A 21,389-nucleotide genomic window follows, 5' to 3' on the forward strand; every position below is an offset into this window, starting at 1 on the left:
ATTTTCCACCGGAGTGGTTCCGGGTACGTCAATAATTTGGCCAGATGCCCGGGGTGGCGAGTTCCAGCAGATGCCCGTCGGGGTCGCGGAAGTACAGGCTCTCGCCGCCCTTGGGCCAGTGGGTACGACCCTCGATCTCGACCCCGTGGGCGTCGAGGCGCGTCTCCCAGGCACCAAGCTCCTCGCGGTCGATGGCCAGCGCCATATGCACCCAGCCGCGGCCGTCGTGGGGCGGGATGGTGCCCATGTCATCCGGCAGCACCACCGTCTCCAGGGTCTCGCCCTCGAGAAACAGCAGTAGCACCGAAGGGCCGACCTGGTAGGCGGTGAAGCGATGGTCGGCGTTGAAGGGCTCAAGCCCCATCACCTCCTCGAAGAAGGCGCGCGCCCGCGCCATGTCGGCCACGTACAGGGCGGTTTCCAGCACCGACCTGAGGCGGGGGCAGGGGGGCGAATCCAGGTCACTCACGGAAGGCTTGCTCATGGGGCGCTCCTAGGCGTGGCGGTCTCTTCAGGATAGCCAGAACCACCACACAATCAGGCCGATCAATCCCAGTCCCGTCAGGGTCACCACGATGCTCATGACAGCACCTCCTGCGATGGCGGGGTGGCGGGGCGTGGCGCTCGCGCGTTCTGGGGGCGCAGGCGCTTGAGTCGCAGCCGGTTGGCGTTGGCCACCACGGTGATCGACGAGGCCGACATGGCGGCGCCAGCGATCATCGGTGACAGCAGGGTGCCGGTGAGCGGGTAGAAAAGGCCGGCCGCGATGGGGATGCACAGGGCGTTGTAGCCCAGTGCGCCCCACAGATTCTGGCGGATATTGGCCAGGGTCGCCTGGCTGATCTCGATGGCGGCGGCGACGCCGTGAAGCGATGAGCGCATCAGCGTCACCCCGGCGCTTTCGATGGCCACGTCGGTGCCCTGGCCGATGGCGAAGCCGACGTCGGCCCGGGCCAGGGCGGGGGCGTCGTTGATGCCGTCGCCCACCATGCCGACGACTTCGCCCTCGGCCTGAAGGCGCTCGATCTCGGCGTGCTTGTCCTCCGGCGACAGCTCGGCGTGGACCTCATCGATGCCGACCTCTTCCCCGATCGCACGGGCGGTGGCGCTGTTGTCACCGGTCAGCATCACCACCTTGAGGCCATCGGCCCGCAGTCGCGCCACCGCGTCGAGGCTGTCCTCGCGCAACGGATCCTCGATGGCGAAGCCCGCCGTCAGGACGCCGTCCAGCGACAGATAGACCAGGGTGCGGGCCTGGGCCTGCCAGTCGTCGAGCTCATGGTCAGCGAGTGTGACGCCTTCCTCCTGCATCATCGCCGCATTGCCGATGGCCAGGCGTCGTCCCTCGGCGTCCCGGGCACGCACGCCGCGTCCGGTCAGGCTTTCGAAGGCCTCGATGGTGCTGTTGGCGAAAGAAGAGGCACTAGCGGTGCTGCCGCCAGATTCGTCGCTGGGGTTGGTGTCGGCGGCGGCATGGTCATGGCCATGGTCGTGTGCATAGCGGCCCAGGGCCTCGGCCAGGGGGTGTTCGGAACGGGCCTCGATGGCCGCGACCAGACCCAGCAGCCGGGTGCGGTCGTCGCTGGCTTCGCCAGCGAACCAGCGGCAGTCGGTGACCCTGGGGCGACCTTCGGTCAGGGTGCCGGTCTTGTCCACCACCAGGGTGGTCAGTCGACTGGCGGTCTGGAGCGCTTCGCCGGAGCGTATCAGCACGCCGTGCTCGGCGGCCTTGCCCACACCGATCATGGTCGACAACGGGGTGGCCAGGCCCAGTGCGCAGGGGCAGGCGATGATCAGTACCGTGGTGGCGGTGACCAGCATATGGATGACCCGCGGCTCGGGGCCGAAGTGGTACCAGGCCAGGGCGGTGAGCACGGCGATGATCATCACGCTGGGCACGAACACCGCCGAGACGCGATCGGCCAGGTTGCCGATGGGTGGCTTGGAGCCCTGGGCGTTGGCCACCTGTTCGGTGATGCGCCCCAGTCGAGTATCGGCACCGACGCGGGTCGCGCGGAACACCAACGACCCCCGGCCGTTGACCGTGCCGGCGCTGACCTCGTCGCCCGGGCCTCGGGCCAACGGCGCGGGCTCACCCGAGAGCATCGATTCGTCGATATGGCTGTCGCCTTCGACCACCTCACCATCCACGGGCAGGCGCTCGCCGGGCCGCACCCGGATCAGATCGCCCTGGCGAACCTCGTCGATGGGCAGGTCCAGCTCGCCCTCTTCACGCACCACTCGGGCGCTCTGGCTCTGCAGGTCGAGCAGGCGATGCAGGGCGTCCGAGGTCCTGCCCTGGGCACGCAGTTCCAGCGCCTTGCCCAGCAACACCAGGCCGATGATCATGCTCGAGGCCTCGAAGTAGAGCCCTCGGGCGGCCTGTGGCAACCAAGGGGCAGCCACCACCACCGCCATGGAGTAGAGCCAGGCGGTGCCGGTGCCCAGTGCGATCAGGGTATCCATGTTGGCCTGGTGGTGACGCAGCGCTTTCCAGGCGCCGACGAAGAAGGCGCGTCCCGGGAACGCCAGCACGGCCAGCGTCGCCAGGCCCACCAGCCCCCAGCCAAGGCGGGCAAGACCCGTCGGCTCAGGGTGATGGATCAGCATCATCACCATCAGCGGAACCGCCAGCGCCAGCGAGGCCAGGCTGCCCTTGAGCTTGCGCCGGTATTCGCGCTGGTTGCGTTCGGCACGCTGGCGTTCGGCCTGGCGCAGGTCGACGATGGGTTCGGCGCCGTAGCCCACGGATTCCACCGCTTGAACCAGCGCCTCGGCGTCAACGTCGCCGTGGATCCGCGCGGTATGGGAGGCGAAGTTGACCTCGGCGCGCTCGACCCCTGAGGTGGCGGCCAGCGCCTTCTGCACACTGGCCACGCAGCCGGCGCAGGTCATGCCCTGGATCGCCAGACGCTGGGAAGGCGCTGAGGGCTCTTCGTGAAGTGACGCTGAGGGCTCTTTATCGAGCGCGGCTGAGGGCTCTTCTTGCAGTGACGCTGAGGGCTCTTCCTGAAGCGACGGCGCCTCGGCGGGTGCTTGTGGCGTGGTCGTGCTGTCGCTGGCTATCTGCTCGTCGGTGCCGCTTGCCTCGGCGGGCGCTAGCGGTGTGGGCGCGCTGTCGGCGGTTATCTGCTCGTCGCTGCCGCTTGCCTCGGCGGGGTAGCCGGCTTGCGACAGCAGGGCGGCTAATTCGTCGGCGCCGAGGCATGAGGCAACCGACAGCGTGCCGCTCCCGGGGTCGCCTTCGATCTGGGCTTCGGCGTCGTGCTCCTGGATGGCCCGGCGCATGCGCCCGACGCAGCCCTGGCAGGACATTCCGGTTACCTGAAACTGGTGCTCCTCGAGGCGATTCATGACGACTCCCGCTGTCTGGCCGTGGCGGTTTCCGGTACGGACGCCGTCGGCACGCTTTCGATCAGGCGGCACAGGCTGTGTCCGTCCGGGACGCCGTCGGGCAGGTGTTGCCAGCTCTGCATGGCGTCTTCCATGCGCGCTGCCAGGGCCTCGAGCTCGGCGATGCGCCTGCGGATCTTCGGCAGCCGTTCGGCCAGCAGGTCGCGCACCATGGGGCAGGGTGAATCCCCCTGATCGGCGTGGGACAGGATGTCGCGAATCTCGGCCAGGCTGAATCCCAGGGTTCGGGCGCGCTGGATAAAGTCCAGACGCTCGCGATCGCGGTCGCCATAGAGGTGATAGCCGTTGTCAGGGTCTCGATCGGGCGCCAGCAGGCCCTCGCGGGTGTAGTGGCGCACCGTCTCGGCGGTCACGCCGGTGATTCTTGCCAGTTCACTGACCTTCATGTGCACTCCTGGGCGCCCATCGGCGCTGCGCATGGGAGAACGATGGGGATAGTGTAAAACCTGTGTGTTGCACAAAGGTCAAGGGCGCCTGAAGTATGCAGGAAGCGTTTTGTTTAGCTTGTCTAAGTCTTTGAAATGAATGAATTGGCAAATGTTCTTTGACCAAAGTATGAGTAATTTGGCCATTAAAACGAACGTTTGGCCTTGAACTCTTTGGCGCCTTCGCAAACACTGCGAGCAGGCCCGTCGACAGGGCCAAGCAATTCAGGTCAAACAGATTACAAAGAGTGCTCGAAAGGAACTGCGCCCGGACAAGTGTGCGGACGCAACTGCACAATAACCACTGCGCCATAACAAGTACGCCGACACGCTTGCTGATAATAAGGACGCCGACATGATGCACAACAACTTCAAGCCTTTGACCCTGGCGGTTGCCGTGGCCACCGCTGCTCTTTCCGGCCAGGCGATGGCCGGCGCCTTTCAGCTCAACGAGCAGGGCGTAAGTGGCCAGGGCACCTCCAACGCGGGCCGTGCCTCCACCGTGACCGACGCCACCATCGTGTTCGGCAACCCGGCCGGCATGTCGTTTCTCGATCGTGCCCAGGTCACCGCCGGTACCGCCTTCCTGACCGTGGACACCGACATCAAGAATGCCGACGGCAGCGCCACGGGCTCCAACGAAGGCGATATGGTGCCGGACACCTTTATTCCCTTCGGCTTCTACGTCCAGCCGATCAACGACAACCTGCACTTTGGCCTCGGTGTCTACGCGCCCTTCGGTCTGATCACCGACTACGAAGGCCAGTTCCAGGGCCGTTTCTTCGGCGATCGCAGCAAGGTCGAGGTGGTCACCGTTCAGCCGACCATCTCGGTGAAGTTCAGCGAGCAGTTCTCGGCCGGCTTTGGCCTGACCTACAACCAGATCGATGGTGAGCTGACTGCCAATACTCAGGGAGGCCCGGTGGGCTTCTTTGACCAAACCGGTGCCTTCACTCCTACCGGAGTCGCAGGCGAAGGGGATGTGGACATCGAGGGTGACGATAACGCCTGGGGCTTTACCTTCGGCGCCATGTACAAGCCCTGGGAGCACACCACCTTCGGTTTCGCCTACCACTCTGAGGTGGAGTATGACCTCGAAGGCAAGGCGCGCTTTACCAATGTACGTGGACAGGGTGACCCGACGGTCGTTGCTGGTATCGGCCCCGTAGTCCCTGTAGGCACTGCGAGCCAGCAAGTCGACGCCGATCTGTCGATCACCCTGCCCGAGGTGTGGGACTTCTCGGTAACCCACGAGCTCAATGATCGCTGGACGGTGATGGCCGGCGCCGCCATGACCAACTGGAGCGAGTTCGATGAGCTGCGTGTCGAGAACGATGTTCGCGAGATCGTCGAGGCCCAGAACTATGAGGACAGCTGGCAGTACTCCATCGGTACCGCCTATCAGCTCAACCCCCAGTGGGTGCTGCGTACTGGCCTCGCCTACGACGAGACCCCGATCAAGGACGAGTACCGCAGCGTGCGTGTGCCGTCTGATGATCGCATCATCTTCTCGCTGGGTGCCGGCTGGACCCCGACCCCGGATCTGACCGTGGACGTGGCCTACTCCTATATCCACGAATCCGACGCCGAGCTGTCCCAGGAAGAGGAAAATCGCGGCACCTACGAGGCGGACTTCGAAAACACCGCCCAGGCCTTCGGTGCCCAGCTGACCTATCGCTTCTGACCTATCGCTTCTGACCGGCCACCACCTCGGTCCAGGCGACCGATATTGGCTTCCGCTAGAACATAGTCAGACCCTGCGCAGCGCCCCCTCCCAGGAGGGGGCGCTGTCGTTCGTGGAAGCCAGCCATGCCAAGAGAAGATATCAGCGTTGCAAGTGGAGGCCTTTCTGGAAGGGCAGGGGGTAACAACAGCGATGCTTCACCGTCAGGGTGATAGCACGCGAATCGGCGAAGTCCACTATTGTCGAACATCCCGTTGCATCGGTTTGCCGGTTTTCTGATCGCTAAACGCTGTCTGGACGTATCCCGGTTGGTTAACATTGCGAATCAATCGTATTTGGTCAATACAACAACCTGGTGCTCCGGATGTCCCTTCGCTTGATGATTCGCTGGTCTGTTCTGCCCCTGGGGGCGGCTTCCCTGTCTGTTCAGGCGCAACAGGATCTCGCCCTGGACAATATCGTCGTTACCGCTGCGGGCTATGAGCAGACGCAGACCGAGGCACCGGCTTCGATCAGCGTGGTGACCCGGGAATCGCTTGAAAAACGTGCCTACCGGGACATCACCGATGCGCTACAGGATGTGCCCGGCGTCGTGGTGACCGGCGGTGGCGATGGCGAAGACGTCAGCCTGCGTGGCATGCCGGCGCAGTACACCCTGTGGCTGGTAGACGGTCGCCGGCAGACTTCGCGGGAATCCCAGCCGAGCGGCGGGGGCGGCTTCCAGAAGGACTGGCTGCCACCGTTGAGCGCCATCGAGCGTATCGAGGTCATCCGCGGCCCCATGTCGACCCTGTACGGGTCCGATGCCATCGGTGGAGTCATCAACATCATCACCCGCAAGGTCGCGGAGGATTGGGTCACCCAACTGCGTACCGATGCGACGATTCAGGAAGACAGTGACTCCGGCAACGAATTCAACAATCAGCTGTATGTGTCCGGTCCGCTGGCCGACGACGTCCTCGGGTTGCAGCTGACCGGTCAGTACCAGCATCGCCAGGAGGACAAGATCGAGCGCGGCTATGCCAAGCGCGAGTTTTCCAACCTGGCCGCGCGGCTGTCGCTGGAGGCCACGCCCGATCACTCACTTTCGCTTGATGTCAGCCGACGGGAGCAGGATCGCACCAGTCGTGCCGGATTCTCGCTGCCCGAGCGTTCGAGCGACGCCGAGACCGAAAATCGACACAAGACCGTTGCGCTGTCCCACCAGGGCAACTGGGGGCTGCTGACCTCGGATTCCTACGTGCAGCTGGAGGAAACCGACAACGTCGGTCGCGATATCGAGATTCGCAATACGGTGGCGGATTCACGCTGGGTACTGCCGCTGGGCGACCACTTCGTGACCTTCGGGGGCACCTGGGAGGACGAGAAACTCGAGGACACCACCACCAACGCCCTGGCAGGCACCGACGAGATCACCGTCTACCAGTACGCGCTTTTTCTCGAAGACGAATGGTATCTGACCGATAGCTTCTCGTTGACCGCCGGGCTGCGCATGGACGATCACGAGTTCTTCGGTGAGCACTACAGCCCGCGACTCTACGGTGTCTGGAGCCTGCTGCCCGACTGGACCCTGAAGGGCGGTATGTCCACCGGGTTCCGCGCGCCCAACCTGCGCGAGCTGTCCGGCGACTGGGTCCAGGAGAGCCGGGGCGGCGATATCTACGGCAACCCTGATCTGGACGCGGAAGAGTCCCGTAGCTACGAGATGGGGCTGGTGCATGATGGCGCCAACGGCCTTCAGGCCAGCCTGACGATGTTCTACAACGACTTCGATGACAAGATCTCCACCATCGCCTGTGGCGATCGCGACTGCGGTGATGCGGCGGCCGGCGACCCGGACGCCCGTACCAACGTCAATATCGATGACGCCATCACCAAGGGCATCGAGGCTGGTGTCCAGATGCCGATCGGCGAACGCTGGCAGGCCCAGGCCTCCTACACCTACACCGATTCCGAACAGAAGAGCGGTGACAACGAGGGTCAGCCGCTGACCCAGGTGCCTCGCCACCTGTTCAATACCACCGTCAACTGGCAGGCCACCGAGGCCCTCGCTCCCTGGCTGCGCTTTACCTTCCGCGGCGAGGAAAGCCAGCCGGTGAATCTCTCAAGCAACAGCAGCACCTCCATCCGGGCCCCGTCCTACGCTACCTGGGACGCGGGGCTCAGCTGGCAGGCGACACGACAGATCCGTGTGCTTTCCGGCATCTACAATCTGACCGACAAGGACATCGAGTTCGATAACTTCGGTCATGTGGACGATGGACGGCGCTACTGGGTCGGGCTCGACCTGGAGTTCTAAAGCGCGCAGCGACCCACCTAAACGAACAGCAGCGAACAGGAAGGACCATGAAAGCGATGATCGCAGGGGCCGTGGTAAGCCTCACCCTGAGTCAGACCGCCCTGGCGGTGGATGAACCTCCCCAGCAGCTGCCCGAGCAGCTGGCCGAGCAGCTGGCTGAGCGGGGCCTGGCGGCCGGACAGGCCTTCCCCGGGCTGTCCAGCCTGTGTGACCTGTCGGCCAGGCTCAAGGTGGCGGGCCAGCGTCCGAAAGGCGAGGCGGCAGAGCGGGAGCGTCGTGAGTCCAGTCGCGATGACCGGCGCCAGCGCGGCCCGGCCGAGCCGATGCCGACCCAGGTATTCGACAATCTCTACTACGTCGGCACGCCCGGCGTCGCCAGCTGGGCGCTGACCACCAACGAGGGGATCATTCTGATCGATGCCCTCAACAACAACGAGGAAGCGCAGAAGTTTATCGAGCAGGGGCTGGTGGATCTGGGCCTGGATCCCGAGGACATCACCTATCTGGTGGTGACCCACGCCCACGGTGATCACTACGGTGGTCAGCAGTACCTGGTCGACAACTACGGAGCCCAGGTGGTCATGAGCGATGCGGACTGGACCGCCCTCGAACAGCCGGAGCTGGCCATCGACAATCCCCGCTGGGGCGAGCCTCCAGTGCGCGATATCACCATCGCCGACGGCGACACCCTGACTCTTGGCGATACCGCCCTCGAGGCCTACGTGACCCCCGGCCATACCCTCGGCACGCTGTCGCTGGTGATTCCGCTGAAGGATGGCGACAGTACCCATCGGGCGGTGCTGTGGGGCGGTACCGGTTTCAACTTCGGGCCGGACGAGGCCCGCTTGCGGGAGTACTCGGCCTCCGCCTCACGAATGAAGACGATCTCTGAACAGCAGGGCGTGGACGTCTTCCTGTCCAACCATCCCACCCGCGACAACACCCTGGCGCGGATCGAGGCGTTGGAGCAGCGGCAAGCCGGCGATCCCCATCCCTTCGTCAGCGACCAGGCGCTGGGTGCCCTGGACCTCTTGATGAGCTGTTCGCTGGCCCAGGCCGAGCGTGTCTACGCAGGCGAGCATCCGACAGAGTAGAGACGTTCATACGAGCCAAAGCAGCGGCCGCTGCCTTCGCACAACAGGCGCTGCTCAAGCAGCGCCTGTTACGTTACGTAGGTAGAGCTCGTAGATCGCTTGGCCTAGGCCACCTGATCGAGCATGGCGGCGGCCAGCAGCTTGCGGGTGTATTCGGTCTTCGGCGCGGCGAACAGCGCCTCGGCGCTGCCCTGTTCCACTATCTCTCCGTCCTTCATCACCAGCACGGTGTCGGCCAGCGCTCGCACCACCGCCAGGTCGTGGCTGATGAACAGGTAGGTCAGGCCGTGTTTCTGTTGCAGGTCACGCAGCAGGTCGATGACGGTGACCTGCACCGAGCGGTCCAACGCTGAGGTGGGTTCGTCGAGCAGCAGGAACTCCGGCTTGAGCACCAGCGCCCGGGCGATGGCGATCCGCTGGCGCTGGCCGCCGGAGAACTCGTGGGGGTAGCGATTGCGCATCGAAGGATCCAGCGACACCTCCTTGAGCGCCGCCATCACCTGGGCCTCGCGCTCGGCGCGGGACAGGTGCGGGGCGTGGACCTTGAGCCCTTCGCCGATGATGTCGCCAACGGTCAGCCGCGGCGACAGCGAGCCGTAGGGGTCCTGGAACACCACCTGCAGCTTCGAGCGGATCGGCCGCATGGCGGTCTTGTCCAGCACGTCGAGGCGGGTGTCGTGGAAGCGGATCTCGCCCTGGCTCTTGAGCAGCCTCAGCAGGGCGCGGCCCAGGGTCGACTTGCCGGAGCCCGATTCGCCGACGATGCCCACCGTCTGGCCGCGACGGATGCTGACGTCGATGCCACGCACCGCCTCGAAGTACTCGCTGGGACCGAACAGGCGCTTCTTGAGGGCGAAGCGTACGCGCATGTCCTTGGCCTCGAGCACCATGGGCTCGCTGTCGGCCACCGGCGCCTTGCGCCCGCGTGGCTCGGCGTCGATCAGCATGCGGGTGTACTCGTGGCGCGGGTTGGCGAAGACCTCCCGGGTCTCACCCTGCTCGACCAGCTCGCCGTGGCGCATCACGCAGACCCGGTCGGCGAAGTGCTTGACGATGGTCAGGTCGTGAGTAATGAACAGGATCGCCATGCCGTAGCGGCGTTGCAGGTCCTTGAGCAGCTCGAGGATCTGGGCCTGGACGGTGACGTCCAGCGCGGTGGTGGGCTCGTCGGCGATCAGCATCTCCGGCTCGCCGGCCAGGGCCATCGCGATCATCACCCGCTGGCGCTGGCCGCCGGACAGCTCGTGGGGGTAGCTCGACACCCGCCTTGCCGGTTCGGGGATGCCGACCTGCTCGAGCAGGTCGATGGCCTTGGCGGTGGCGGCGCGCCCCTTGAGGCTCTGGTGGCGGTCGAGCACCTCCTTGATCTGGTCGCCGATGCGGTGCAGCGGATTGAGCGAGGTCATCGGCTCCTGGAAGATCATGGCGATATTGCCACCGCGAATCCGGCGCATGCGCTTGGCGGTGGCACCCAGCAGTTCCTCGCCCTTGAAGCGGATGACGCCCTCGGCCCGGGCGAGCTCCGGCAGCAGGCGCATGGCGGCGGTGGAGGTCACCGACTTGCCGGAGCCGGATTCGCCCACCAGCGCCAGGGTCTCGCCGGGATTGATGGCAAAGCTGACGTCCCTGACCGCCTGGACGGTGCCGTGGGGCAGCTCGAAGCTGACGCTGAGCCCCTCGATCTCGAGCAGCGCCTCGCGGGCGGGACGACGGGGGTTCTTGGGTTGTGTGTCGGTCATGGTCGCGTCTCCGTCGTCGATCAGCGGGTCTTGGGGTCCAGGGCGTCTCTGAGGCCGTCGCCGAGGAAGTTCAGGCAGAACAGCGTCAGCGCCAGGAACACCGAGGGCACCAGCAGCATCCAGGGCGAGGTCTGCATCATGTCGGCACCCTCGGAGATCAGCACGCCCCAGCTGGTCAGCGGCTCCTGCACGCCGAGGCCGAGGAACGACAGGAAGCTCTCGAGCAGGATGACCTTGGGCACCGTCAGGGTGACGTAGACGATCACCGGGCCGATGGCGTTGGGGATCAGGTGGCGGGTGACGATCTTGCCGTCCTTGACGCCGAGGGCGTGGGCCGCCTCGACGAACTCCCGCTGCTTGAGCGCCAGGGTCTGGCCGCGCACGATACGCGCCATGTCGAGCCACTCCACCGCGCCGATGGCGGCGTAGATCAGGAAGATGTTGCGGCCGAACACCACCATCAGCAGGATCACCAGGAACATGAACGGCAGCGAGTACATGATGTCGACGAAGCGCATCATCAGGTTGTCGACGCGCCCGCCGACATAGCCGGACACGGCGCCGTAGAGCACCCCGATGATCAGGCTGACGAAGGTCGCCACCAGCGCCACCGACAGCGACACCTGGCCCCCATAGAGGGTGCGGGTCAGCAGGTCGCGGCCGTTGGCGTCGGTGCCGAGCCAGTGGCCGCCTTCCAGGGTCGGGCCCACGTCGAAGGCGTTCCAGTCGACGTCGGCCAGCCCCCAGGGGGTCAGCCAGGGACCGATAAAGCAGGCCAGGGTCATCAGGCCGAGCAGCCACAGGCTGGCCATGGCCGCGCGGTTCTGGCTCAGCCGGCGCCAGGCGTCGCGGCCGAGGCTGTCGCCGACGGGGGCGGCGGTCGGGGCGAGGGAATCGGTACTCATGGCGTCGCCTCAGTCGTCATAGCGAATTTGGGGATCAAGGGCCGAGTAGATCAGGTCCACGATCAGGTTCATCAACACGATCAGGGCGCCGTAGAACACCACCGTGCCCATCACCAGGGTGTAGTCGCGGTTGAGCGCGCCCTGGACGAAGTAGCGGCCGATGCCGGGGATGCCGAAGATCTGCTCGATCACCACGGAGCCGGTGATGATGCCGGCGATGGCCGGGCCCAGGTAGGAGGTCACCGGCAGCAGGGCGGGGCGCAGGGCGTGGCGCCAGACCACCTCGGCCTCGGTCAGTCCCTTGGCTCGGGCGGTGCGAATATAGTGGCTGCCCATCACCTCGATCATGCTGGCGCGCATCATCCGCGCGATGTAGGCGATCTGCTGGATCGATAGCGCGATCACCGGCAGGATCAGGTTGGGCAGGGCGCCGTCGTTCCAGCCCCCCGCCGGCAGCCAGCCGAGCAGCACCCCGAACACCAGCGCCAGCACCGGCGCCACCACGAAGTTGGGCACCGCGATGCCGGCCAGCGCCGTGCCCATCACCGTGTAGTCCACGGCGGTATTGCGCTTTAGCGCGGCGATGATGCCCAGCGGCAGGCCGATCGCCAGCGCCAGCAGGATCGCCAGGCCGCCGATCTGCAGGCTTACCGGGAAGCCCTGCATGATCAGCTCGGTGACGGTGAAGTCCTTGTACTTGAACGAAGGCCCGAAGTCGCCCTGGACCAGGTTGCCCAGGTAGCGGAAGTACTGCTGCCACAGCGGTTCGTCCAGGTGATAGGCGGCCATCAGGTTGGCCTCGATCTCCGGCGGCAGGGCGCGCTCGCCGTCGAAGGGCCCGCCGGGGGCGATGCGCATCAGAAAGAAGGCGATGGTGATGACGATCAGCATCGTCGGTATGGCCTGGGCCAGGCGTTTCAAGGTGTAGCTCAGCATGGCGCCGTTCCTCGGTTGACATGAAGGGCGGGCCGTCCCTGGCCGCGCCCACGATTGGGTTGGGGCGAGTGGTCGTCAGGGCGCGTCGCCGTCCACGGACACGTAGCGCAGCGGATGCACGTCGAGCGTCGTGGGCTGCCAGCCCTTGACGTCCGGAGAGACCAGATTGACGACCACGTAGTCGTAGATCGGCAGCATCACGTCGGCTTCCAGCAGGCGCTGCTCGGCCTCGGTCATCAGCGCGGCGCGTCGGTCCACGTCGAGCTCATGGGTGCTGGCCTCGACCAGGGCGTCGTACTCGGGGTCCGCGTAGCCGGTGCTGGCCGCCGCCGAGCCTCCCGCCGCGTAGGCGTTGAGGAAGTCGTAGGGGTCGTTGACCGTGGCCACGAAGCCGTAGCGGGCGATCTCGAAGTCGCCCTGGCGCAGGCCGGCGAAGTGCACCGCCGCCTCGCGATTGACCAGATCTATTTCCACCCCCAGCGGGCGCCACATGGCGGCGATGGCCACGGCGATCTTCTTGTGGTCTTCCAGGGTGTTGTAGGACAGCTCAAGTTCAAGCGGTCGATCCGGCCCGTAGCCGGCCTGATCCAGCAGCTCACGGGCCCTGGCCCGGCGGCTGTCCATGCCCTGGTCATGGAAGTCGAGGCTTGCCGAGGTGGGCGAGGCGATGGTGCGCGGCACGAACCAGTAGGACGGCGTCTGGCCCATGCCCAGCAGGCGCTCGGTGATCACCTCGCGGTCGAGCGCCAGATTCAGCGCCTCACGCACCCGCTCATCGCTGAGCGGCGTGCCTTCGCGCAGGTTGAGCATATAGAAGTAGCTGCCGATCAGCGGCCCGATGCGCAGCGACTCGCTCAGGTTTTCCTGGGCCCACTCGAAGCGCGCGGAAGGCACCGCGCCGTAGGCGATGTCGAGCTCGCCTGAGCGAAAACGGTTCATCAGCGCCGAGGTATCCTCGATGGCGTGGAAGTCGACACCCTCCAGCGCCACCTCGTCGGCGGCGTAGTAGCGAGGGTTGCGCTCCACCTCGACCTTGTCCTGGGGCTTCCAGTCGGCGAGCACGAAGGGGCCGCTGGCCACCAGGGTGCCTGGCCGGGTCCAGTCCTCGACGCCGCTGGTGAGCAGGTGGCGGGGCAGAGGTGCGGCCTCGGTCATCGCCATGGCCTGAAGAAAATAGGCGGTGGGCTCGGACAGCCGGATTTCCAGGGTGTGGGAATCCAGCGCGGTGACGCCGAGGCTCTCGGGTTCGGCCTCCCCGGTGTTGATCGCCCGGGCGTTGATGATGGGGTAGTAGAGGTTGGCGTTGTGGTTGGCGGTGGCCGGCGTCACCAGACGTTGCAGGGCGAAGACGGCGTCGTCGGCGGTGATCGGCTCGCCGTCGGACCACTGCGCCTCGCGCAGCCGGAAGGTGATGACCCGGCCGTCGTCGGACAGCTCCCAGGATTCGGCCAGGCCCGGCACCAGCGCGCCGTCGGGGCCATAGTTGACCAGACGATCGAACAGTTGGCGGGTGATCCGGCTCTCCCAGTTGCCGCTGACCTTCTGCGGATCCAGGGTGCTGGGCTCGGCGCCGTTGCCGACCTGCAGGGTGGCGGCCTGGGCGTCGGCAGCGGGCAGACAGAGTCCGAGGCTTGTCGTTGCCATCAGGCCGGCAAGTGCCAGCGGACGAAAGGCGTCCATGGAGACCATAGCGAAGTCCTTGTGGGGTAGGCAGAGCGTCGGTAGGGGACTCGCCTCCTGGTGGAGGCGAGTTCTCGCAGCGAGTCGTTGAAGTGAGTCCTTGAAGCGAGTCCTTGAAGATAGCCCAGCGCTGCTATTTACGAACCCAGCACTGCTATTTACCAACCCAGCGCTGCTACTCGTCGAAGGAGATCCAGCGAGACGGGTGATCGTCCTCGATGTTGTCTTCCCAGCCGCTGATCTTCGGGTTCACCAGGTTGCGTGAGACGTAGTAGAGCATCGGGATCAGGGCGTCGTCGTCCATGGCCAGGGCCTCGGCGCTTTCCATGACGGCCTTGCGTTCATCCAGGTCCAGGGTGGCGGCGGCCTGGTCGTAGAGGGCGTCGAACTCCTCGTTGGCGTAGGCCCCGTAGTTGTTGCCGACGCCGGAACGCAGCAGCGCCAGAAAGTTCTCGGCGTCGTTGTAGTCGGCGATCCAGCCGGCCCGGGCCACATCGAAGTCTCCCTCGGCGATGGTCTGGTAGTGCACCGTGGCCTCGGCATTGACTAGCTCCACCTCGACACCCAGCGGGCGCCACATGGACGACACCGCCACCGCGATCTTCTTGTGCTCGTCGGTGGTGTTGTAGCGCAGGCGCAGTTCGAGCGGTGACTCCTGGCTGTAGCCGGCCTCTTCCAGCAATTGCTTGGCGCGGGCCATGCGGGCGTTCATGTCATCGGTGATGTCATTGCCGTCGGCGTCTTCGAAGCTGGTGTTCTGCACCTGGTAGTGATCGATGCCGTCAGGCACGAAGGACAGCGATTTCTGGAAGGTGCCGCCCATGATCTGCTGAGCGATGACGTCGCGGCGCACCGCCATGTTGAGCGCCTCGCGCACCCTGGGGTCGGCGGTGGGATGACCGTCGCGGTGGTTGAACACGTAGTAGTAGCTGCCGAGGTAGGTGGCCATGTGGGTGGCCTCGGGGATCTCTTCCTTCAACAGCGGGTACATGCTCGAGGAGTACTCGGTCATGATGTCCAGCTCGCCCGCGCGAAAGCGCGAGACGCCGGCGTTGCGATCCTCGATGGTGTGGTAGCGCACGCCGTCCAGCGCCACCTGGTCGGCCTCGTAGTACTCGGGATTCTTGACCACGGTGATGCGCGACTGGGAGATCCACTCGGTGGGGGTGAAGGCACCGTTGGTAACGATATTGTCGAGATCCACGTAGTCCCGGCCGTACTCCTCGAAGGTGTGCTGTGGCTGGGGGTAGCCGGTGTAGTGGGTCAGCAGCTGCAGGAAGTAGGGCGTCGGTTGAGTCAGCTGGACCACGAAGGTGCGGCCTTCGTCGCGGCTTTCCACGCCAAGCTCCTCCAGGGGCAGCTCGCCGGTGTTGACCTCCCTGGCGTTGACCACCGGATAGAGCATATAGGCGTACTTGGAGGCGTTGGCCGGGTCCAGCAGGTGGCGCCAGCCGAACACGAAGTCCTCGGCGGTGACAGGCTCGCCGTCGGACCAGCGGGCATCCTCGCGCAGGCTGAAGGTGTAGGTCTTGCCGTCCTCGGAGACCTCCCAGTCGGTGGCCATGCCGGGCAGGATCTCGCCGTCCGGGGCGTTCTTGACCAGGCCCTCGTAAACGTCCATCAGGATCTGGGACTCCCACACGCCGCCAGAGATCTGGGAGGTGTCGAAGGAGGCGAGTTCGCCGGTGACGCCAAGATCGAGGGTCTCGGCCATGGCCGGTGCGCTGATGGCGGCCGCCAGCGAGGACAGGGTCAGGCCGGAGGCCAGCGCCAGGCGGCGGGCCCAGCGAGCACGGTTCGCGATCATGTCAGTTCCTTGTTCGTGTTGGCATTGTTGTCGCGGGCCGGGCCGTTGGCAGCGCGGTTCGCTGCGACCACGGCCATTGTGGGAAGGCCGCACAAGGCGTGCGACACCGGCTAAGCCCGCTTAGTCGATATCGACCATCGCGCCGTGGCTCCGGTGCTGTCCAGACGAAAATTTTCATGACGTCTTGCGTTTCGTCGATAGCCCCGTGGGAGCCCTTGTGGCAAGGGGGCTCGATGGCAGGAGCAGGATGACGGGGTTAGACGTTTTGGCTACAATGCATCCCCTTTATCGCGGCCTGGCCGACGATCATCGCAACTGGCCCATCGCCACCGGCGCATCGCGAGCGCACGCCGGCACCCGGCGAGGGACGACAAAAGGCGAACTTCATGTTGGAAACCAACCCGATTCACAACCTCATCAAGGACCTGTCTGAGCGGACAGACGTCCTGAGGGGGTATCTTTGACTATGCCGAAAAGAAAGATCGGCTAGAGGAAGTCACCCGCGAGCTTGAGGACCCGGCGGTCTGGAACGACCCGGACTACGCCCAGAAGCTCGGCAAGGAACGTGCCTCGCTGGAACTGGTGGTCGCCACCATCGACGAGCTGGACCAGGGCCTCGGCGACAGCCGGGACCTGCTGGAGCTGGCCGAGATGGAAGACGATGAGGCCACCGTGGCCGAGGTCGAGAAGGAACTGGCCTCGATGCAGGCCAACCTCGAGAAGCTCGAGTTCCGGCGCATGTTCTCCGGCGAGATGGACGAGAACAGCGCCTATCTCGACATCCAGGCGGGCTCCGGCGGCACCGAGGCCCAGGACTGGGCCAACATGCTGCTGCGCATGTATCTGCGCTGGGCCGAGTCCCACGGTTTCAAGGCCGAGATCATCGAGCTGTCGGCCGGTGAAGTGGCCGGGATCAAGTCGGCCACGGTGCACGTCCAGGGCGAGTACGCCTTCGGCTGGCTGCGCACCGAGACCGGGGTGCATCGTCTGGTGCGCAAGAGTCCGTTCGACTCCGGCGGCCGCCGCCACACCTCCTTTGCCTCGGTGTTCCTGTCGCCGGAGATCGACGACAGCTTCGAGGTCGAGATCAATCCGGCGGATCTGCGCGTCGACACCTACCGCTCCAGCGGCGCCGGTGGTCAGCACGTCAACACCACCGACTCGGCGGTGCGGATCACCCACGAGCCGTCCGGCGTGGTGGTGTCGTGCCAGAGCCAGCGCAGCCAGCACGCCAACCGCGACTTCGCCATGAAGCAGTTGAAGGCGAAGCTGTGGGAGCTGGAAATGCAGAAGCGCAACGCCGCCAAGCAGGAGGCCGAGGACTCCAAGGCCGACATCGGCTGGGGCAGCCAGATCCGTTCCTATGTGCTGGACGACCAGCGCATCAAGGACCTGCGCACCGGCGTGCAGTCGAGCAACTGCGACAAGGTGCTCGACGGCGATCTTGACCAGTACATCGTCGCGAGCCTCAAGCAGGGGCTTTAAGCGACCGTCGCCAAGCCCACCGCGTCGCGACTTCGCCCCGGGAGCCAAGTGGCCTCGGGGCGTTTCGCCACCACCATTCATGGGTCCCGTGCCGGGGCCGTTCGGGGAACCGCCGTGGCGGCTTCCCTGCCGTGACAGAGACGAGTAGCCATGGCCAACCAGGATACGCCTTCCACCAATGACGCCGTTGCCGAAGAGAACCGCCTGATCGCGGAGCGCCGCGCCAAGCTGGCGGCTCGTCGCGAGCGCGCCGAGGCCGAGGGCGGCAGCGCCTTCCCCAACGACTTTCGCCGTGACAGCCTGGCCGCCGAGCTCGAGGCGGAACTTGGCGAGCATGACAAGGAAGCGCTGGAGTCGCTGGGCCGCGAGGCCGCGGTCGCCGGGCGCATCATGCGCAAGCGCGGCCCCTTTATCGTGATCCAGGATGTCAGCGGCCAGATCCAGCTCTACGTCGACAAGAAGGGGCTGGATCCTGCCCTGCTCGAGGACATCAAGGGCTGGGACATCGGCGACATCGTGGCCGGCCAGGGCCCGGTGCACAAGTCCGGCAAGGGCGACCTGTACGTGATGATGCGCGAGGCCAAGCTCCTGACCAAGAGCCTGCGCCCGCTGCCCGACAAGTTCCACGGCCTCACCGACATGGAAGCGCGTTACCGCCAGCGCTATGTCGACCTGATCATGAACCCGGACTCGCGCCGGGTGTTCGAGACCCGTGCCGGCATCATCAGCGCCATGCGCCGCTTCTTCGAGGATCGCGGCTTCATGGAGGTGGAAACGCCGATGCTGCAGCCGATCCCCGGCGGCGCCACGGCGCGTCCCTTCATCACCCACCACAATGCGCTGGACATCGACATGTACCTGCGTATCGCGCCAGAGCTTTACCTGAAGCGCCTGGTGGTGGGGGGCTTCGAGCGGGTCTTCGAGATCAACCGCAACTTCCGTAACGAAGGGCTCTCCACCCGCCACAACCCCGAGTTCACCATGGTCGAGTTCTACTGGGCCTACGTGGACTACCAGGCGCTGATGGATCTGACCGAGGCGATGCTGCGCGAGATCGCCCAGAAGGTGCTCGGCACCACCACCCTGAACTACCAGGGAGCGACCTACGACCTGGGCCAGCCGTTCGTGCGGATGACCCTGCGCGAGGCGATCCTGGCTCACGGCGAAGGCATCGAGGCCGCGGACATCGACGACCTCGACGCCGCCCGTGCCCTGGCCGAGCGCCTCGGCATCAAGGTCAAGGATGGTTGGGGACTCGGCAAGCTGCAGACCGAGATCTTCGAGGAGGTGGCCGAGGCGCGCCTGGACCAGCCGACCTTCATCACCGAGTATCCGGCCGAGGTCAGCCCGCTGGCGCGGCGCAACGACGCCAATCCCTTCGTCACCGACCGCTTCGAGTTCTTCGTCGGCGGCCGTGAGATCGCCAACGGCTTCTCCGAGCTCAATGACGCCGAGGACCAGGCCGAGCGCTTCCGCGCCCAGGCGGCCGAGAAGGACGCCGGTGACCTGGAGGCGATGTACTACGACGCCGACTACGTGCGCGCGCTCGAGGTAGGCCTGCCGCCCACCGCCGGCGAGGGCATCGGTATCGACCGCCTGGTGATGCTGTTCACCGACAGCCCCTCGATCCGCGACGTGCTGCTGTTCCCGGCGATGCGCCCGGAAGCCGGCGAGGCCTGAGCCGTTCGGCCTGGCCACCGAGGACAATGTCCCCAGTGGTCGGGTCGATGGATTGTCGGCGGGGTCGGGCCGATGGATTGTCGGCGGGGCCGGGCTTTTGCTGGCAAGCGAGGCCCTTAGCACCCATAATGGCTGCGATTCGACGTCGAGGAGACCGCGATGAAACTGCTCAACCGCTCCGCACTGAGCGTCAGACCCACCCAGCACTTTGTTGACTGGATCAATGCCCTGGAACCGACCATGGGCGATGACGACCTCACGCTCGCCGACGTCGACCGGGAAAGCACGGTCTACCTGATCCCGGAGATGGACACCCCCGAGGCGCTGGAAGCCTTCGTTCGCGAGCGCTATCTCGAGGTGCTCGAGAACGAACTGCGCGCCTGGGAAGAGGACGAACGGCAGTGGCCCGAGGCCCTGAACTGGGAGCTGTTCCAGCGCTTCTTGCAGGTCGAGCACAGCTATCTGGCGATCGATCTGGATGGCGAGGCTGCGCTTGAGATCTCCGAGGTGGACGACGAACTGCTGGCCGACCTCGAGCAGGACTGAAACAGCGCGGCCTGCCGCCGCTGATCAGTGTCTGCCGGATGTACCCCGCAGGTGTCGACGAGACCGGCCACGGCCGGTCTCGTTGCGTGCCGGCATGACCTCCTGTGCCTGACCACCCCGATGCAAGACAACACCCGCCTAGACAACACCAGGAATTGCCCCGATGAGTCGACTGTTCTCCACCCGTGACGGCGACGACGGCCTGCCCGGGCCGGAGCGACGGCTGGCGGTCATCGCCTTGGTGCTGGGGACCCTGATGGCGGTGGTGGACACCACCATGATCAATATCGCGCTGCCCTCCATGGCGCGGGATCTGGGCGTGTCCGATGCCCGCGCGGTGTGGATCACCAACCTGTTCCAGGTGGTCTGCGCGGCCATGCTGCTGGTGTTCGCCGCCGCCAGTGAGTTGCTCAGTCGGCGCAAGGTCTACGTGGCAGGGCTCACCCTGTTCGTAGTGGCGGCGCTGGGCAGCGCGCTGTCGCCCAACTTCGAGACCCTGCTGGTGTTTCGTGCCCTGCAGGGCGTCGGCGCCGCCGCCACCCTGTCGATCGGGCCGAGCCTCTATCGCTCGATCTTTCCCTCGCGCCTGCTCGGCAGCGCCCTGGGCCTGTCGTCGCTGGTGGTGGCGGGGGGCTACGCCGCCGGCCCGTCGATCGGTGGTCTGGTGCTGTCGGTGGCCAACTGGCCGTGGCTGTTCGCCCTGAACGTGCCGCTGGGCGCCGCCGCCGCGGTCATGGCCTGGCGAGCCCTGCCCAGGGAGGAACGCCGCGAGGGCAACTTCGACGCCTTCGGCGCCCTGGCCTCCATGGCCATGCTGGCGGGACTGTTCATGTGCATGGACGCCGTCGGTCATCGCGCGCCGCTGGCCGAGATCCTGGCCTGGCTGGCGGTGACGGTGGTGTCGGCGGTGGCCTTTATCCGTCGCCAGGGGCGGGCTCCCCATCCGCTGCTGCCGCTGGGGCTGTTTCGTGAACCGCGTTTCAGCCTGGCAGTGTCCGCCCAGGGCACCGCCTTCATCGGACAGGGGCTGACCTTCGTTGCGCTGTCGTTTCTCTACCAGCAGCAGATGGGCTACTCGGCGCTGCATACCGCCTGGTTGTTTACCCCCTGGCCGCTGACCATCATGGTGGTCGGGCCGCTGTCTGGTCGTCTGGCCGATCGCTTCAACCCGAGCGTGGTGGCAAGCGTCGGCCTGGTCATGCTGTTGCTGGGGCTGGTCAGCCTGGCGGCGCTGCCGCAGGACGCCAGCGCGATCGACAGCCTGTGGCGTACCGCCCTGTGTGGCGCAGGCTTCGGCCTGTTCCAGCCGCCCAACAACCGTGAACTGATGACCAGCGTACCCAAGGCCCGCAGCGCCAACGCCTCGGGGGTGATGAGTACCACCCGCACGGTGGGGCAGTCGCTGGGGGTGGCCCTGGTCGGGCTGTGCCTGGCCGCCGGCGCTGGCGTTCAGCAGGCGTTGTGGGTCGGCGCTGTCACCACCTTGCTGGCGCTGGTGATCAGCCTGGTGCGTATCCCCCGGGCCCATCGTGCGTATCGTGCGGCGCGGGAGCAGAAGAAGGCCGCGCGGGCCGGCTACTCCGAACGAGTGGGCGAGGACTCCCCGAACCGGGTCGCGGATCGGGCTTAGTCAGCGGCTGGGCGAGGGCGTACAATGGCACAGTATGTACAAAATTAACCGTCACAGACGCGAGT

15 protein-coding genes are annotated in these 21,389 nt (G+C 65.7%); 7 read left to right on the forward strand and 8 right to left on the reverse strand.

What is annotated here, in order from left to right; all coding sequences use genetic code 11:
* Positions 1-28: 28 nt before the first annotated feature.
* The 3 genes from NFI08_RS08910 to NFI08_RS08920 form a co-directional block, all read right to left on the reverse strand.
* Entirely contained in the window at positions 29-484 is a 456-nt protein-coding gene (locus NFI08_RS08910; RefSeq protein ID WP_045991321.1) for a VOC family protein, read from the reverse strand.
* A 95-nt stretch (positions 485-579) separates the two neighbouring features.
* Complete coding sequence (locus NFI08_RS08915; RefSeq protein ID WP_240184198.1) at positions 580-3,354, reverse strand: heavy metal translocating P-type ATPase; 2,775 nt, start codon at positions 3,352-3,354, stop codon at positions 580-582.
* On the reverse strand, positions 3,351-3,800 hold the full coding sequence (locus NFI08_RS08920; RefSeq protein ID WP_108448495.1) for a MerR family transcriptional regulator: 450 nt from the start codon (positions 3,798-3,800) through the stop codon (positions 3,351-3,353). Before NFI08_RS08920 ends, NFI08_RS08915 begins: the two co-directional genes overlap by 4 nt.
* A gap of 394 nt (positions 3,801-4,194) precedes the next feature.
* On the opposite strand from NFI08_RS08920, the gene NFI08_RS08925 reads away from it, so the two are divergent.
* The 3 genes from NFI08_RS08925 to NFI08_RS08935 all read left to right on the forward strand — a co-directional run bounded on the left by NFI08_RS08925 (position 4,195) and on the right by NFI08_RS08935 (position 8,916).
* Positions 4,195-5,523, forward strand: a complete 1,329-nt coding sequence (locus NFI08_RS08925; protein ID WP_308812410.1) for an OmpP1/FadL family transporter — start codon at positions 4,195-4,197, stop codon at positions 5,521-5,523.
* 364 nt (positions 5,524-5,887) lie between these two features.
* Positions 5,888-7,822, forward strand: a complete 1,935-nt coding sequence (locus NFI08_RS08930; RefSeq protein ID WP_045991318.1) for a TonB-dependent receptor domain-containing protein — start codon at positions 5,888-5,890, stop codon at positions 7,820-7,822.
* A gap of 47 nt (positions 7,823-7,869) precedes the next feature.
* Positions 7,870-8,916, forward strand: coding sequence for an MBL fold metallo-hydrolase (locus NFI08_RS08935; protein WP_108131208.1), 1,047 nt, complete (start codon positions 7,870-7,872; stop codon positions 8,914-8,916).
* Positions 8,917-9,020: 104 nt separating this feature from the next.
* Here NFI08_RS08935 and NFI08_RS08940 read toward each other — a convergent pair whose 3' ends face one another.
* The 5 genes from NFI08_RS08940 to NFI08_RS08960 form a co-directional block, all read right to left on the reverse strand.
* Positions 9,021-10,655, reverse strand: coding sequence for an ABC transporter ATP-binding protein (locus NFI08_RS08940; protein WP_108131209.1), 1,635 nt, complete (start codon positions 10,653-10,655; stop codon positions 9,021-9,023).
* A 20-nt stretch (positions 10,656-10,675) separates the two neighbouring features.
* On the reverse strand, positions 10,676-11,560 hold the full coding sequence (locus NFI08_RS08945) for an ABC transporter permease (RefSeq protein WP_045991316.1): 885 nt from the start codon (positions 11,558-11,560) through the stop codon (positions 10,676-10,678).
* Between the two features lie 9 nt (positions 11,561-11,569).
* The gene (oppB, locus tag NFI08_RS08950; protein ID WP_045991315.1) at positions 11,570-12,496 is read right to left on the reverse strand and encodes an oligopeptide ABC transporter permease OppB; all 927 of its coding nucleotides are present in this window, start codon (positions 12,494-12,496) and stop codon (positions 11,570-11,572) included.
* 75 nt (positions 12,497-12,571) lie between these two features.
* Positions 12,572-14,185, reverse strand: a complete 1,614-nt coding sequence (locus NFI08_RS08955; protein ID WP_349588704.1) for a peptide ABC transporter substrate-binding protein — start codon at positions 14,183-14,185, stop codon at positions 12,572-12,574.
* 166 nt (positions 14,186-14,351) lie between these two features.
* A complete protein-coding gene (locus NFI08_RS08960) occupies positions 14,352-15,983 on the reverse strand; it encodes a peptide ABC transporter substrate-binding protein (RefSeq protein ID WP_045991314.1) in 1,632 nt (543 codons plus the stop codon).
* Positions 15,984-16,369: 386 nt separating this feature from the next.
* On the opposite strand from NFI08_RS08960, the gene prfB reads away from it, so the two are divergent.
* The 4 genes from prfB to NFI08_RS08980 all read left to right on the forward strand — a co-directional run bounded on the left by prfB (position 16,370) and on the right by NFI08_RS08980 (position 21,324).
* A protein-coding gene (prfB, locus tag NFI08_RS08965) for a peptide chain release factor 2 (protein ID WP_197037043.1) occupies positions 16,370-17,468 on the forward strand; the annotation gives its coding sequence in 2 pieces (ribosomal slippage) (positions 16,370-16,444 and positions 16,446-17,468; 1,098 coding nt in all).
* A 150-nt stretch (positions 17,469-17,618) separates the two neighbouring features.
* Complete coding sequence (gene lysS, locus NFI08_RS08970; RefSeq protein ID WP_045991312.1) at positions 17,619-19,148, forward strand: lysine--tRNA ligase; 1,530 nt, start codon at positions 17,619-17,621, stop codon at positions 19,146-19,148.
* 159 nt (positions 19,149-19,307) lie between these two features.
* Positions 19,308-19,694, forward strand: a complete 387-nt coding sequence (locus tag NFI08_RS08975; RefSeq protein WP_045991311.1) for a hypothetical protein — start codon at positions 19,308-19,310, stop codon at positions 19,692-19,694.
* Positions 19,695-19,857: 163 nt separating this feature from the next.
* Entirely contained in the window at positions 19,858-21,324 is a 1,467-nt protein-coding gene (locus tag NFI08_RS08980; RefSeq protein ID WP_045991310.1) for an MFS transporter, read from the forward strand.
* Positions 21,325-21,389 lie beyond the last annotated feature (65 nt).

It is taken from the genome of Halomonas sp. EF61, assembly GCF_040147045.1.
In the GTDB taxonomy this organism is placed as follows: Bacteria; Pseudomonadota; Gammaproteobacteria; order Pseudomonadales; family Halomonadaceae; genus Halomonas; species Halomonas litopenaei.